Annotated in this window: 7 protein-coding genes, 1 tRNA gene and 3 rRNA genes; 7 read left to right on the forward strand and 4 right to left on the reverse strand. The window is 41.5% G+C overall.

Annotated features, from left to right (window positions below):
• From CIK00_RS08490 to metA, 5 genes are all read left to right on the forward strand, one after another.
• Positions 1 to 80: ribosomal RNA gene (locus tag CIK00_RS08490) — 23S ribosomal RNA — on the forward strand; the annotation flags it as partial.
• Between the two features lie 137 nt (positions 81 to 217).
• Positions 218 to 333: ribosomal RNA gene (gene rrf, locus CIK00_RS08495) — 5S ribosomal RNA — on the forward strand.
• A 46-nt stretch (positions 334 to 379) separates the two neighbouring features.
• Positions 380 to 455, forward strand: a tRNA-Thr gene (locus CIK00_RS08500).
• Positions 456 to 463: 8 nt separating this feature from the next.
• Positions 464 to 579: ribosomal RNA gene (gene rrf, locus CIK00_RS08505) — 5S ribosomal RNA — on the forward strand.
• A 223-nt stretch (positions 580 to 802) separates the two neighbouring features.
• Positions 803 to 1,741, forward strand: a complete 939-nt coding sequence (gene metA, locus CIK00_RS08510; protein ID WP_101768465.1) for a homoserine O-acetyltransferase MetA — start codon at positions 803 to 805, stop codon at positions 1,739 to 1,741.
• A 55-nt stretch (positions 1,742 to 1,796) separates the two neighbouring features.
• On the opposite strand, the gene CIK00_RS08515 is transcribed toward metA, so the two are convergent.
• Entirely contained in the window at positions 1,797 to 3,080 is a 1,284-nt protein-coding gene (locus CIK00_RS08515) for a cation:proton antiporter (protein ID WP_101768466.1), read from the reverse strand.
• A 181-nt stretch (positions 3,081 to 3,261) separates the two neighbouring features.
• Between CIK00_RS08515 and metH the strand changes: the two genes are divergently transcribed.
• Entirely contained in the window at positions 3,262 to 6,933 is a 3,672-nt protein-coding gene (gene metH / locus CIK00_RS08520) for a methionine synthase (protein WP_101768467.1), read from the forward strand.
• Between the two features lie 77 nt (positions 6,934 to 7,010).
• Here the strand turns inward: metH and lysC are convergent, their stop codons facing one another.
• The gene (lysC, locus tag CIK00_RS08525; protein WP_373322851.1) at positions 7,011 to 8,378 is read right to left on the reverse strand and encodes a lysine-sensitive aspartokinase 3; all 1,368 of its coding nucleotides are present in this window, start codon (positions 8,376 to 8,378) and stop codon (positions 7,011 to 7,013) included.
• Between the two features lie 325 nt (positions 8,379 to 8,703).
• Here lysC and CIK00_RS08530 point away from each other — a divergent pair, with 325 nt between their 5' ends.
• Positions 8,704 to 9,822 carry a pyridoxal-phosphate-dependent aminotransferase family protein gene (locus CIK00_RS08530; protein ID WP_101768469.1) on the forward strand — a complete coding sequence of 373 codons (1,119 nt, stop codon included), beginning with the start codon at positions 8,704 to 8,706 and terminating at the stop codon, positions 9,820 to 9,822.
• Between the two features lie 45 nt (positions 9,823 to 9,867).
• Here the strand turns inward: CIK00_RS08530 and CIK00_RS08535 are convergent, their stop codons facing one another.
• Together CIK00_RS08535 and uvrA are read right to left on the reverse strand one after the other, a co-directional pair.
• Complete coding sequence (locus tag CIK00_RS08535; protein WP_101768470.1) at positions 9,868 to 11,595, reverse strand: PglL family O-oligosaccharyltransferase; 1,728 nt, start codon at positions 11,593 to 11,595, stop codon at positions 9,868 to 9,870.
• A gap of 77 nt (positions 11,596 to 11,672) precedes the next feature.
• Positions 11,673 to 14,498, reverse strand: coding sequence for an excinuclease ABC subunit UvrA (uvrA, locus tag CIK00_RS08540; protein ID WP_101768471.1), 2,826 nt, complete (start codon positions 14,496 to 14,498; stop codon positions 11,673 to 11,675).
• Positions 14,499 to 14,610 lie beyond the last annotated feature (112 nt).

Genomic DNA, 14,610 nt, shown 5'->3' on the forward strand with positions numbered 1-14,610 from the left:
TACAACGTTGATAGGTCAGGTGTGTAAGTGCTGCGAGGCATTGAGCTAACTGATACTAATTGCCCGTGAGGCTTAACCATACAACACCCAAGGGGTTTTTCTTCTCTAAAGAGAAGAGACGGACTCTACAAACGCTTGAATGAGTGTGAGAACAACTAGTCAGATTTTTCCCAGATTGCTATTTATTGCCATAAGGCGATAAATAAAACAGAATTTGCTTGGCGACCATAGCATTATGGACCCACCTGATCCCATGCCGAACTCAGTAGTGAAACGTAATAGCGCCGATGGTAGTGTGGGGTCTCCCCATGTGAGAGTAGGACATCGCCAGGCTTCAAATTTTAGAATTTGCACTTGCAGATTCATAACAGCTTTGTGTGCTGGTATGGCTCAGTTGGTAGAGCGCACCCTTGGTAAGGGTGAGGTCCCCAGTTCGACTCTGGGTACTAGCACCATTCATTTTTTTAGCAACCATAGCGCAGCGGTACCACCTGATCCCATGCCGAACTCAGAAGTGAAACGTTGTAGCGCCGATGGTAGTGTGGGGTCTCCCCATGTGAGAGTAGGACATTGCTAAATACCTCTTTAAAACCCAGCCTTCGGCTGGGTTTTTTCATTTCTAGCTTTTCAATGTTTTTATTCCCCCTGATTATTCCTCATTATTTTTTATTTATTAAAATCACACCTCAATTTAATATCGATCGAGGTTATGGGATTTTACTTGCACCAATATTGTTTTTTCTATAGCTTTAACTAGATATCTAGACGGCTAAAGCCATTTTGGGGTAAGGAGAAAACCAAAGTGCCAATTAAAATACCGGATCGTTTACCAGCAACAGATATTTTAAGAAGTGAGAATATCTTTGTTATGACGGAAGCACGTGCTGCGAGTCAGGGTATTCGACCACTGAAAGTATTATTACTAAACTTGATGCCAAAGAAGATTGAGACTGAAACCCAGTTTTTACGCTTACTTTCTAATAGCCCATTACAAGTGGATGTTGAGTTATTACGGATTGATAACAGACCGACAAAAAATACTCCTCAGGAACATTTAGATACGTTTTATCGTCAATTTGAAATGGTGAAAGATCGTAATTTTGATGGGTTGATTGTGACGGGAGCGCCACTAGGGTTAGTGCAGTTTGAAGATGTACTGTATTGGGAAGAAATTCAGCTGATCATGAATTGGGCTAAGGATCATGTGACCTCAACATTGTTTGTCTGCTGGGCTGCTCAAGCAGGATTGAAGTTGTTGTATGATTTGCCTAAGCGTACACGTAAAGAAAAACTGTCTGGGGTTTATCATCATCGTATTCATGATTGCCATCACCCGGTGTTGCGTGGTTTTGATGATACCTTTTTTGCCCCCCATTCTCGTTATGCTGATTTTTCTGCAGATTATCTAAGTACACATACTGACTTAGATATTTTAGCGACATCTGATCTAGCCGGTGTTTATTTAGCGGCGACTAAAGATAAGCGTAATGTCTTTGTTACGGGTCATCCTGAATATGATGTCGATACACTCCATCATGAATTTGTTCGTGATAGTGAGCAAGGGATGGAGCCAACGATTCCTGTAAATTACTATCCTAATGATGATGTTAATAGCGTACCTGTTGCGAGTTGGCGTAGTCATGGTCATTTACTTTTTAGTAATTGGCTTAATTATTGTGTTTACCAACAGACACCTTATGATTTGGCGCATTTTTCAGAAGCCAGTTTTACCAAAGATTAATAAAAAGGCCAGCTTAGTTAGCTGGCCTTTTTATTATTTATGAGTGAGGCAGAAATTAATGTTTATTCTGTTTTTCCCATAGTTTGGCTTTTTCAATTAATGCGGTAATTGTTGAACCTTGAATCAATATAGAGAAAACTACCACTGAGTAGGTCATGACAAGGATGATTTCTCTGACATCAATATCTTTTGCTGGAATAACGATCACTCCCGCAGGTACCGCCATGGCCATTGCGAGTGCTAAACCACCACGTAACCCTCCCCACGTTAGAATCTTAACTGACATTGGATTATATTGACGGTAATGGCTAAAGCCAATATAAGGCAGTTTTACGCTTAAATAACGGCTTAGTAATACCAATGGAATTGCAATTGCCATTAATATCCAGTCCTCTTGGTGAAAACTGAATTCAAGCATGGTCATACCAATAAGTAAGAATAATAGACCGTTTAGGAACTCATCAACTAATTCCCAGAAGTGATCAAGGTGCTCTTCACTTTCTTTTGAAAAGCCAATATAGCGCGTCCAGTTGCCGATCATAATGCCAGAGACAACCATGGCGAGTGGGCCTGATACATGGATAATTTCAGCAAAAGCATAACCAGCCGTTGGAATACCAATGGTTAATAATAATTCCATTGAGTGGTCGTTAGTCGAGCAGATAAGGTAATGGAAGATTAAACCTAAAATGAAACCATAAACAATGCCGCCTATCGCTTCTTGTAAGAATAATTGGGTCACGCTTAAGACTGTTGGCGTTTGATTACCAAAAGCGACGGTAAATAGAGTTACGAAGATAACTAAACCAAAACCATCATTAAATAATGACTCACCTTCGATTTGAGTCGAGATTCGGCGAGGGGCGTTCATCTTTTTAACAATAGCAAGTACGGCAATGGGGTCAGTTGGTGAGATCAGTGAGCCAAATAATAAACAGTAAATAAGATCAAGTTGGATCCCTAGTAACTGACAAATACCCCATAAGCTAAAGCCAATAAAAAAGGTTGAAAAGAGTGTGGAACCTAAAGCTAAGGTAGTGATTTCCCATTTTTGCTCTTTGAGGTGTGGCAATTTAATACCAAGCCCACCTGCAAAGAGCAAAAATCCTAAAATCCCTTTTAACAAAAAGTCTTCAAAGTTGATTTTTCCCATCTGGGTTGAAGCAATATCTTCAAGATGAAACCAGCCATTATGGCCTGCAAAAATAATAAGTAGCGATAAGATAAGAGAACCAGCCGTAATGGCGATGGTGGTTTGCATCTTACCTATCTTACTGTTTATAAAAGCTATAAGCATTGCTGCTGCAGCTAGGAAGCAGAGGGTGTTGTAAACCGACATGCAAAACCTCTAGATTAAATTATTGAGTAGATTTAATGGTTTGTGATAGTAAAACCATCAGTTAGTAATGGCTATCGTTAATTAACTTATTTTGCCATTGTACATGTTTGGACGTCTAGATTCCTATTTGAATTGTGATAGGATGTTATCAAGCTGTAATGGATTATAAGGATATAATGTAGTGTTAAAAGACAAGGATGTACTGCATAAGCGACTTGAACAGCAGATTTTGATCATTGATGGTGGCATGGGCACCATGATTCAAAGTTATAAGTTCGACGAGCAAGATTATCGAGGCCAACGATTTAGTGATTGGCATGCTGATCTTAAAGGTAATAATGATCTATTAGTTTTAACTCAGCCGCAATTAATTAAAGATATTCATCTCGAGTATCTTGAAGCTGGCGCTGATATTTTAGAAACCAACACCTTTAACGCGACCACCATTGCAATGGCTGACTATGATATGGAAAGCCTCAGTGCCGACATTAATTTTGCCGCAGCAACGCTTGCTCGTGAGGCAGCAGATGAATGGACGGCACAAACCCCGAATAAACCCCGTTTTGTGGCTGGAGTTCTAGGACCAACGAACCGTACCTGTTCTATTTCTCCCGATGTGAATGATCCTGGGTTTCGAAATGTCACTTTTGATGAGTTGGTGATTGCTTATAGCGAGTCTACCCACGCGTTAATCAAAGGTGGCGTCGATATTATTTTGATTGAAACCATTTTTGATACTCTGAATGCCAAAGCCTGTGCTTTTGCGGTCACGGGGGTTTTTGAAGAGCTTGGATATGAGCTTCCTGTGATGATTTCAGGCACCATTACTGATGCCTCTGGGCGTACGCTTTCTGGTCAAACGACTGAAGCTTTCTATAATTCTTTGCGCCACGTAAAGCCGATTTCCTTTGGCTTAAATTGCGCCCTCGGCCCTGATGAATTACGCCAATATGTGGCTGAGTTATCACGTATTTCTGAATGTGCAGTATCAGCCCACCCAAATGCTGGATTGCCTAATGCATTTGGTGAGTATGATCTTGAAGCCGATGAAATGGCTGAGCATATTAAAGAATGGGCGCAACAAGGCTTTTTAAATTTAGTTGGCGGATGTTGTGGTACTACTCCTGAACATATTCGACAGATGTATCAAGTTACCAAGAATATTAAACCTCGCGTGTTACCTGAAATTAAAGTTGCGTGTCGATTATCGGGGTTAGAGCCGCTGACTATTGAAGCTGAAAGTTTATTTGTTAATGTTGGTGAACGGACCAATGTCACCGGATCTGCACGTTTTAAGCGTTTAATTAAAGATGAACTTTATGATGAAGCATTAGATGTTGCTCGTCAGCAAGTGGAATCTGGCGCGCAAATTATTGATATCAACATGGATGAAGGCATGTTGGATGCGCAGGCGGCAATGGTGCGCTTTCTTAATTTGTGTGCAACAGAGCCAGATATAGCCAAAGTGCCAATTATGGTTGATTCCTCGAAGTGGGAGATTATTGAAGCTGGACTTAAATGTGTTCAGGGCAAACCGATTGTTAACTCTATTTCACTCAAAGAAGGCAAAGAGAACTTTATTGCGCAAGCTAAGTTGCTACGTCGTTATGGCGCAGCAGTGATTGTAATGGCATTTGATGAAGTGGGTCAGGCTGATACTCGCGAGCGTAAAATTGAAATCTGTACTAATGCTTATCATATATTGGTCGATGAAGTGGGTTTTCCTGCTGAAGATATTATTTTTGATCCCAATATTTTTGCGATTGCGACAGGCATTGAAGAACATAATAATTATGCGGTTGATTTTATTGAAGCTATTGCTGAGATTAAACGTACTTTACCCCATGCGATGATTTCTGGCGGCGTGTCCAATGTGTCGTTTTCATTTCGGGGTAATAACCCTGTTCGAGAAGCGATCCATGCGGTGTTTTTATATTACTGCTTTAAAAATGGCATGGATATGGGGATCGTTAATGCGGGTCAGTTAGCGATTTATGATGATCTGTCTGATGAATTGCGTAATGCGGTTGAAGATGTAGTGCTTAATCGTCGTGATGATAGTACTGATCGCCTACTCGATATCGCCGCTAATTATCGTGATAGTGGTGCCGTTGAAGAAGATCGTACCCTGCAAGAGTGGCGCAGTTGGCCTGTTGATAAACGATTAGAGCACGCTTTAGTTAAAGGGATCACTGAGTTTATTGTTGAAGATACTGAACTGGCTCGAGTGAATGCGGATAAGCCATTAGAAGTGATTGAAGGTCCTTTGATGGCGGGGATGAATGTCGTTGGTGACTTGTTTGGTGAAGGTAAGATGTTTTTACCTCAAGTCGTTAAATCTGCTCGTGTTATGAAACAAGCCGTTGCCCATTTAGAGCCGTACATTAATGCGGAAAAGCAAGCCGGATATACCAATGGTAAGATTTTATTAGCCACGGTAAAAGGTGATGTACACGATATTGGTAAGAATATTGTTGGGGTGGTACTTCAATGTAATAACTATGAAATTATCGACTTAGGTGTCATGGTTTCATGCGATAAAATTTTGCAGGTCGCTCAAGAACGGAATGTTGATATTATTGGATTGAGTGGTTTGATCACCCCTTCGCTTGATGAAATGGTCTATGTGGCTAAAGAAATGCAGCGTCGAGGTTTTGAGGTGCCGTTACTGATTGGCGGAGCGACTACCTCAAAAGCACATACCGCAGTAAAAATTGAACAAAATTATCAACAGCCAGTGGTGTATGTCTCTAATGCCTCGCGGGCGGTTGGCGTTTGCTCTGCGTTGTTGTCTGAACAACAAAAACCAGCATTTGTAGAGCGCTTAGCCGCTGAATATGATGTTGTACGTGAACAACATGCGCGTAAAAAACCACGAACACCACCGATCACACTTGATCAAGCTCGAGCTAATGCTGTCGCCCTTGATTGGGTTAATTACACGCCGCCAGCGCCTAAAAAAGCTGGCGTGCATACCTTTACTGATTTTCCGGTTGCTAAATTACGTCAATATATCGATTGGACGCCATTTTTTATGACTTGGTCATTAAGTGGAAAATATCCAACCATTTTACGCCATGAGGTGGTGGGGGTTGAAGCGACTAAGTTGTTTGAAGATGCAAATCAGATCCTCGATGATATTGAACGCACAGGCATGATCAAAGCCAATGGCGTCTGTGGTTTATTCCCTGCAAATAATATTGGTGATGATATTGAAGTTTACACGGATGAAACGCGCACAGAAGTATTAACGGTACTGCATGGCTTACGCCAACAAACCAAGAAGCCCAAAGGTCCCAATTATTGTTTATCAGATTACATTGCCCCTAAAGGGAGTGGTAAAGCGGACTGGATTGGTGCGTTCGCCGTGACAGGAGGTATTGGTGAATATGACATTGCTGATCAGTTTAAAGCGCAGGGTGATGATTATAACGCGATCATGGTTCAAGCGGTGGCGGATCGATTAGCAGAAGCGTTTGCTGAATGTATGCACCAAATGGTACGTAAACAAATTTGGGGCTATGCAGCGGATGAAGATCTTAGTAATGATGATTTGATCCGTGAAAAGTATCAGGGTATTCGTCCAGCTCCTGGCTATGCAGCTTGCCCAGAGCATACCGAAAAAGGGGCGATTTGGCAGTTATTGGATGCAGAAGCCAATACAGGAATGGTGTTGACCGAGAGCTATGCGATGTGGCCAGGTGCGGCGGTATCAGGATGGTATTTTTCACATCCAGATGCGCGTTATTTTGCGGTCGCGCAGATCCAACATGATCAGTTGGAAAGTTATGCAGATCGTAAAGGTTGGGATTTAATTGAAGCTGAAAAGTGGTTAGGGCCTAATTTGTCATAAAATTATTAGGTTAAAATAAATAAGGCGCAAACGTTGCGCCTTTTTTGGTTTTTTTTTCTTGTTGGTGCTGATAGTGGTTATTCTAAAAGTTGCTGATGCAGTGTTGTTATGACAGATTTAGCATCGGCTTCATTGACTAAAAAACACAGATTATGCGGACTAGCACCATAACAAATAAGACGTAAATTATACGCATCAAGAGCGCCAAAGATATGCTTAGCGGAGCCTTTACTGTCACTCATATGATTCCCTATCAATGCCACTAACGACAAACCTTGTTCAATATCGACGCGGCATAATTGATTGAGCTGTTCAACGGCGGCTAAGGGTAAGGTCGGTGCACCGCCGCCAGTATCGGTTTGATCAAGGGTTAATGAAACGCTAACTTCGGAGGTGGTAATTAAATCGACTGAGATTTTATGTTCTGCCAAAATACGAAATACTTCGGCTAAAAAACCATAAGCTTGAAACATATTGAGACTAGTTAAAGTCACCAAGGTTTGATTGCCACGTAACGCCAATGCTCGAAATAGTGGTGCTTGTTCAACGGTTTTTCTGATCCATGTTCCACCTTGTTGCGGTGCTATTGATGAGCCGACAAAGACTGGGATCTGTTGGCGAACTGCGGGCACCAGTGTTGATGGATGCAGTATTTTCGCTCCAAAATTGGCCATTTCAGAGGCTTCGCTAAAACTGATTTCTTTAATAGGCTTAGCGGCTGCGGTAATGCGTGGATCAGTGGTGTACATCCCCGGTACATCAGTCCAGATTTCTAACGTTGTAGCATCAACGGCTTCTGCAATTAATGCGGCACTGTAATCACTCCCACCGCGTCCTAGAGTGGTGGTATTACCTTGACTATCACGGCCAATAAATCCTTGCGAGACCACAATATGACTGACTAGTTGCGGGAGTAGATGCTGTTGAGCTAATTGACGAATAAGATCTGGCTGTGGAATCGCTTTACCAAACTGGGTGTCGGTACGCATTACATCACGAATATCAAATCGAATGGCAGCGGCATTCATCTCAACTAAAATTTGGTTAAAGAGGTAGGTTGATAATAGCTCGCCATGACTGACTAATTTATCCGTGAGTTGGGGGGATGATGCAATTGCTGCTTGTGCAGAAGCTGAGGTTATATCATCGAATAATGCGTAAATAGCATCACTGACCGTGTGTGGGTGCTGTAGTTGATTCAGTATCTGTTGGTGAGTATCAGTTAATTGCTGTAAATGTTGCTGGCGTAGCGTGATATCACTAATGCCATTAGCTAAGGCAACCAGTAAATTAGTTACGCCTGAACAAGCACTTATTAACACTATTTTGGTGTGTGGATTGGTAATAACAATATTTGCACTGCGGCACATTGCTGCATAATCGGCAACACTGGTGCCGCCAAATTTAGCCACAATTAATGGATTTGTTGTCGTGGTCGGAATCATGCTCATTACGGTGTTCTCCCTTTTGTTGTCAATCGTGCAAGGTCGGCTTTTGCTTCGGAAGAATTCCCGACGTCCATTGTCGAGGAGGTAATAGGCAGTCACGCACCTCTTCTGTAGTGAATAATCACTGTTGTCATTGAATAGGAAATCGCCCTTAGTTGTCAATTGTTAAATGATGATTTATTTAAGGTTAATAAAAAGTATGTATTTATGACAGGGTTTTGGGTTATTACTTGCGGCTTTTGTGTTGCTCTAATACTCTGTAGTGACCACTATCGTGCTATCACCTTATTGATAATAATCATGATTTAATGGAGTTGAATCTATGTCTATCACCAGTTTTATACCACCTCAAAGAACACTTATGGGACCGGGTCCTTCTGATATCTATCCGCAAGTATTACAAGCCCTAAGTCGGCCGACAATTGGCCATCTTGATCCATTGTTTATTAAAATGATGGATGAGCTTAAACAACTGCTGCAATACGCTTTTCAAACTAAAAATACGTTTACGATTGCAGTATCAGCACCGGGTAGTGCTGGCATGGAAGCGTGTTTTGTTAATTTAGTTGAGGCGGGTGATAAGGTCTTAGTTTGCCGTAATGGTGTCTTTGGTGACCGCATGCGAGAGAACGTTGAACGTTGTGGTGGCATCGCAATCATGGTTGATAATGCATGGGGGGAGCCCGTCTCGCCAGTTTTAGTTGAGCAAGCATTACACGCCGATCCTGAGATTAAAATTGTCGCGTTTGTACATGCAGAAACGTCAACGGGCGCGCTATCTGATGCTAAAACTTTGGCTGAAATTGCGCGAAAGTATGGCTGTTTAACCATTGTCGATGCCGTGACTTCATTAGGTGGTGTACCTTTACTGGTGGATGAATGGCAACTGGATGCGGTTTATTCGGGCAGTCAAAAATGCTTATCTTGTGTGCCAGGATTGTCGCCACTGACGTTTTCCGAGCAAGCAATTGCTAAAATTCAACAACGTAAAACACCAGTCCAAAGTTGGTTTTTGGATCAAAGTTTAGTGCTGGGTTATTGGGGTGGTGAAGGTAAGCGTAGCTATCACCATACCGCGCCCGTCAATAGCTTATATGCATTACATGAAGCATTAGTGTTGTTACACAATGAAGGTTTAGAGCAAGCATGGCAGCGACATCACCGAGCGCATCTTGAATTAAAAACAGGACTTGAAACGCTAGGAATTCAATTTGTGGTTGAAGACGCGTATCGACTGCCACAGCTTAATGCGGTGTATATTCCTGAAGGTATCGATGATGCCGCGGTAAGATCGACCTTATTAGAACGCTATAATCTTGAGATTGGTGCGGGATTAGGCACACTCGCAGGTAAAGCATGGCGTATTGGGTTAATGGGCTATGCTGCGCGCAGTGAAAACGTTGCTTTGTGTCTGAAAGCCCTTGAAAGCACGTTAAAATAAATAGAGTGATGAACCATCAATGGCCATTGTAATAGCCATTGATGGTTACTTCGCTGATGAAGTTGCGTCGCTAAGCTGACTGATACTTGGAAATAATTGTTGCGCTTCATGTGTCACTTGGGCTGCTTGATCGGTATTACCTTGTGCTGTGTACGCAAGTATTAGGTTTTCAAATAATGCGGGACGAGGCCAATGCTGTGCTTTTTGGTTTGCCCATTGAATATATTCAGTAATTAACTGAGGTTTTTCGGTTGCAATACCTAATTGTAGTTGAGTTAAATGAAGATCCCATTCAAAACGATTTTGCCACGCCCATGGATTATTCACTTTAATTAAATAATCAATATTAACCGGTCGTGTTGTTTCAAATTTGGTGAGTAACCAACCTGAATATAATGTTGTTAGCATAAAGCCAGTGATAATTATGGGGGTAATAATAGCAAAAACTTTGATGCTTAAAGTATATGTTACTTGTCGGCGGTGATATTTTGCAGTGAGATTATCGACCCAAAAAATTAAGATGATAAATATTAGCCAATGTACCAAAGAATGGTAGAACGGGTATTCAAGTTGGGTATGCAGCACGATAGGAAAAAACAAGCCAGTTAATGCTAATTGCGTTCCATTAGGGGCTCTTCTTATCTTTATTAAAACAGCAAATGCCGCTAATAATAAACCGATTAACGGTATAATACCGCCCTCTACTGCCCAATATAATAGTTCATTGTGAGGATGATCTAAGCTTGGGATCCCTGCTGGTTGATGTGCGGGATCTTGTTGATGCCATAGTGCTGTTTGGGTGATATATGCGATTTCAAATTTACCATAGCCATAGCCCGTTAATGGTTTGGTAGTAAACATCTCATAGGCTTGTGGAAAATGGATTTCTCGAGGGCTTTCTAATGAGACACTTTCTCCTCTTGGTGACCAATGTTCAGTTGATGCGATATTCCATGCAAAACATAGCCCTAATGCAATCATTAATAGCCATAAGCGTTGAGTTTGTTTAGCGGCAAAACGACGTAAATATGGCAGCATTAGCAGTAGGCCAATGATTGCACCTAACCATCCTGTACGCGAATTTAATACGACAATAATGGGAATGGTAAGAACTGGAGTGATAAGTAAGGTGATATGTTGCCATGACCATTTACCACGATATAACGGTACTCGTGCTAATAGATAAGTACTAATCACTAGTCCTGTGGCTAAGAAGCTTGCCATTACATTAGGTTGTTGGAATATTCCATAAGGGCGGTTGGCAATGACGTTATAGCCAATAGGGTTCTTTGCTGGGATCCAAAGATATTGATACCATGCAAAAATAGCTTCAATTAAAACGCCAATTAAAATAAACCACAGTAAACGTTGGCGCTGTTGATGGGTAAAAACAAATTGTTGCAAACTCACAAAGAAAAGAAATCCTGCCCACAAAGTAAATAAGCGATTAAACGCAGCCTCTGCATCAGCATTAGGGTAAAAAACGGGAAGTGTGAGTAGTATACAGCAGCCAAATAGTAGTAACGTTAGCCGAGAGTAACGCCATATTTGTTGACGGTAAATTTCGAGTAAGCCCAAAGATATAGCAAAGCTAAATGGGATCCATACTGCGGCATTAAATGAGAGTTCAAGCCCCGAACCACCGGGATTATGTTGAAAGTAATGCATTGCAACAATAAAAATAATTCCTATTGTTGCAAGGAAATAGGGTACCAAAGGTTTAGAAATCCGTTTTTGTTCTAATTTGGTACCTTTAAGTTGTAACACTGTCATGGTTGTTCCTGAGTATGAATAAGCAAACAGGCTGAATAAAATCAGCCTGTTGATACATGTTAAAGCATTTTCATCTGTTAACTTAGCAACGGTTTGAGGAACCTTGCTGTATGTGAGCCTTTTACTTTGGCTACATCTTCAGGTGTACCTATCGCTATAATTTCACCACCACCATTACCGCCTTCCGGACCGAGATCAATTACCCAGTCTGCGGTTTTTATTACATCGAGATTATGTTCGATAACAACGATGGTATTACCACGATCACGTAGCTTATGTAGTACCGTTAGCAGTTGCTGAATATCATGGAAGTGTAAGCCTGTTGTGGGTTCATCTAAAATATACAAGGTCTGACCTGTGTCACGTTTAGATAACTCTTTAGCCAGTTTAACCCGTTGTGCTTCACCACCCGATAAGGTTGTAGCTGCTTGTCCTAGACGAATATACGATAAACCGACATCGATTAATGTTTTCAATTTTCGCGCAATTGCTGGAACAGGTTCAAAAAACTGATGCGCATCCTCAACGGTTAGCTGTAAAACTTCATCAATACTTTTTCCTTTGTAACGTACCTCTAAGGTTTCACGATTGTAGCGTTTACCTTTACACGCATCACATGGTACATAAACGTCAGGTAAAAAGTGCATTTCAACTTTGATAACGCCATCACCTTGGCACGCTTCACAACGTCCACCGCGAACATTAAAGCTAAAGCGCCCAGGTTTATAACCTCGAGAGCGGGATTCTTGAGTACCCGCAAAGAGTTCACGAATAGGCGTAAAAATACCCGTATAAGTGGCGGGGTTTGAACGTGGTGTGCGGCCAATCGGGCTTTGATCAATGTCGATCACTTTATCAAAATGTTCTAAATCTTGAATTTCTTTATAAGGTGCAGGTGTACCCGTTGTTGCACCATTGAGTCGCTGGTGGGCGATCTTAAAGAAAGTATCATTGATCAAGGTCGATTTACCTGATCCCGAAACACCCGTAATGCAGGTAAATAATCCAACAGGAATTTCGACATTAACATCTTTAAGGTTATTACCGCTGGCCCCTAAAAGTTTAACTGTTTTTTCAGGATCAAAAGGTACGCGTTGTGCTGGAATAGCGATTGATTTTTTACCACTAAGATATTGACCAGTTAACGATTTTTTTGATTTTAAAATATCTTTAATCGTGCCTTCGGCAATAATTTCACCGCCATGTACACCTGCGCCAGGACCGATATCAATCACATAGTCAGCGGCACGAATGGCATCTTCATCATGCTCAACCACAATCACGGTATTACCAAGATCACGTAAATGGATCAGGGTTTTAAGTAATCGTTCGTTGTCACGCTGGTGGAGACCAATCGAAGGTTCATCAAGTACATACATGACTCCCATTAAACCAGCGCCAATTTGACTTGCGAGTCGAATACGCTGCGCTTCACCACCTGAAAGGGTATCGGCACTACGAGAAATACTTAAATAATTTAAGCCGACATTGATTAAGAAGCTTAAACGTTGATTGATTTCTTTGAGTATTTTAGCGGAAATTTGAGCTCGTTGACCTGTTAATTTTAATTGATCAAAGAAAGTAAATGCGTCATTGATACTCATGTCGCAAATATGAGGAAGGTTAGTTTTACCAATAAAAACGTGACGTGCTTCTTGACGTAACCGTGAACCGTGGCAGCTTGAACATGGTTTTTTTGATACAAATTTAGCCAGTTCTTCACGGACAGAGTTAGATTCTGTTTCGTGATAACGGCGTTCCATATTATTTAAAATACCTTCAAACGGATGCCGACGAACGGTAATGTCACCGCGATCATTAATATATTTAAATTCAATATCTGTGGTGCCAGATCCACTTAGGATCAAGGTTTGAATTTTTTTAGGTAAGGTATTGAAAGGTGCTTCAACATCAAATTTGAAATGCTCAGCTAATGATTTGAGCATTTGGAAATAGTAAAAATTACGTTTATCCCAGCCGCGAATAGCACCGCCAGCTAAACTGAGTTGGTCATTTTGCACCACGCGCTCAGGATCAAAATATTGTTGAACGCCTAAGCCATCACAGGTGCCACAAGCCCCCGCAGGGTTATTAAACGAAAATAATCGCGGCTCAAGTTCTTGCATACTGTAGCCACAATGTGGGCAAGCAAAGTTAGCTGAAAAAACCTGTTCTGGTGCCTCGCCAGTAATCATTGGTGCAATAATCACTGTACCGCCTGAAAGTTCGAGTGCGGTTTCAAATGATTCGGCCAAACGTAATTGCAGATCATCACGGACTTTAAGACGATCAACGACAACTTCAATAGTGTGTTTTTTCTGAAGTTCTAATGTCGGTGGATCTGATAGGTCACACACTTCGCCATCAATACGCGCACGAATATAACCTTGGGCGGCAAGGTTGGAGAGGGTTTTTACATGTTCGCCTTTGCGCTCTTTTACGATGGGAGCGAGCAACATTAATTTGCTGCCTTCGTCCATGGCGAGTACTTGATCGACCATTTGGCTAACGGTTTGGGCTGCAAGAGTAATATTATGGGTTGGGCAGCGAGGTTCGCCTACACGAGCATAGAGTAAACGTAAATAGTCATAAATTTCGGTAATAGTGCCGACAGTAGAACGAGGATTATGTGACGTTGATTTTTGTTCAATTGAAATGGCGGGTGATAAACCTTCAATATGATCAACATCAGGCTTTTCCATTAACGATAAAAATTGGCGAGCATAAGCTGACAGTGATTCGACATAGCGGCGTTGACCTTCAGCATATAAGGTATCGAAGGCTAACGATGATTTTCCCGAACCCGATAAGCCCGTGATAACAACGAGCTTGTCGCGAGGAATGGAAATATTGATATTTTTGAGATTATGGGTGCGTGCACCCTGTACTTCGATGTAATCCATACCCATCACTATTGTTTTACTTGATTGTTAGTGAGTAGTATTTCATAGCCGCTTTTAATGAGCAAAAGATACTGAATAAAAACACAGCGGTAAAAATCCCACTATCAGTAAG

This window comes from Photobacterium carnosum (assembly GCF_002849605.1).
In the GTDB taxonomy this organism is placed as follows: domain Bacteria; phylum Pseudomonadota; class Gammaproteobacteria; order Enterobacterales; family Vibrionaceae; genus Photobacterium; species Photobacterium carnosum.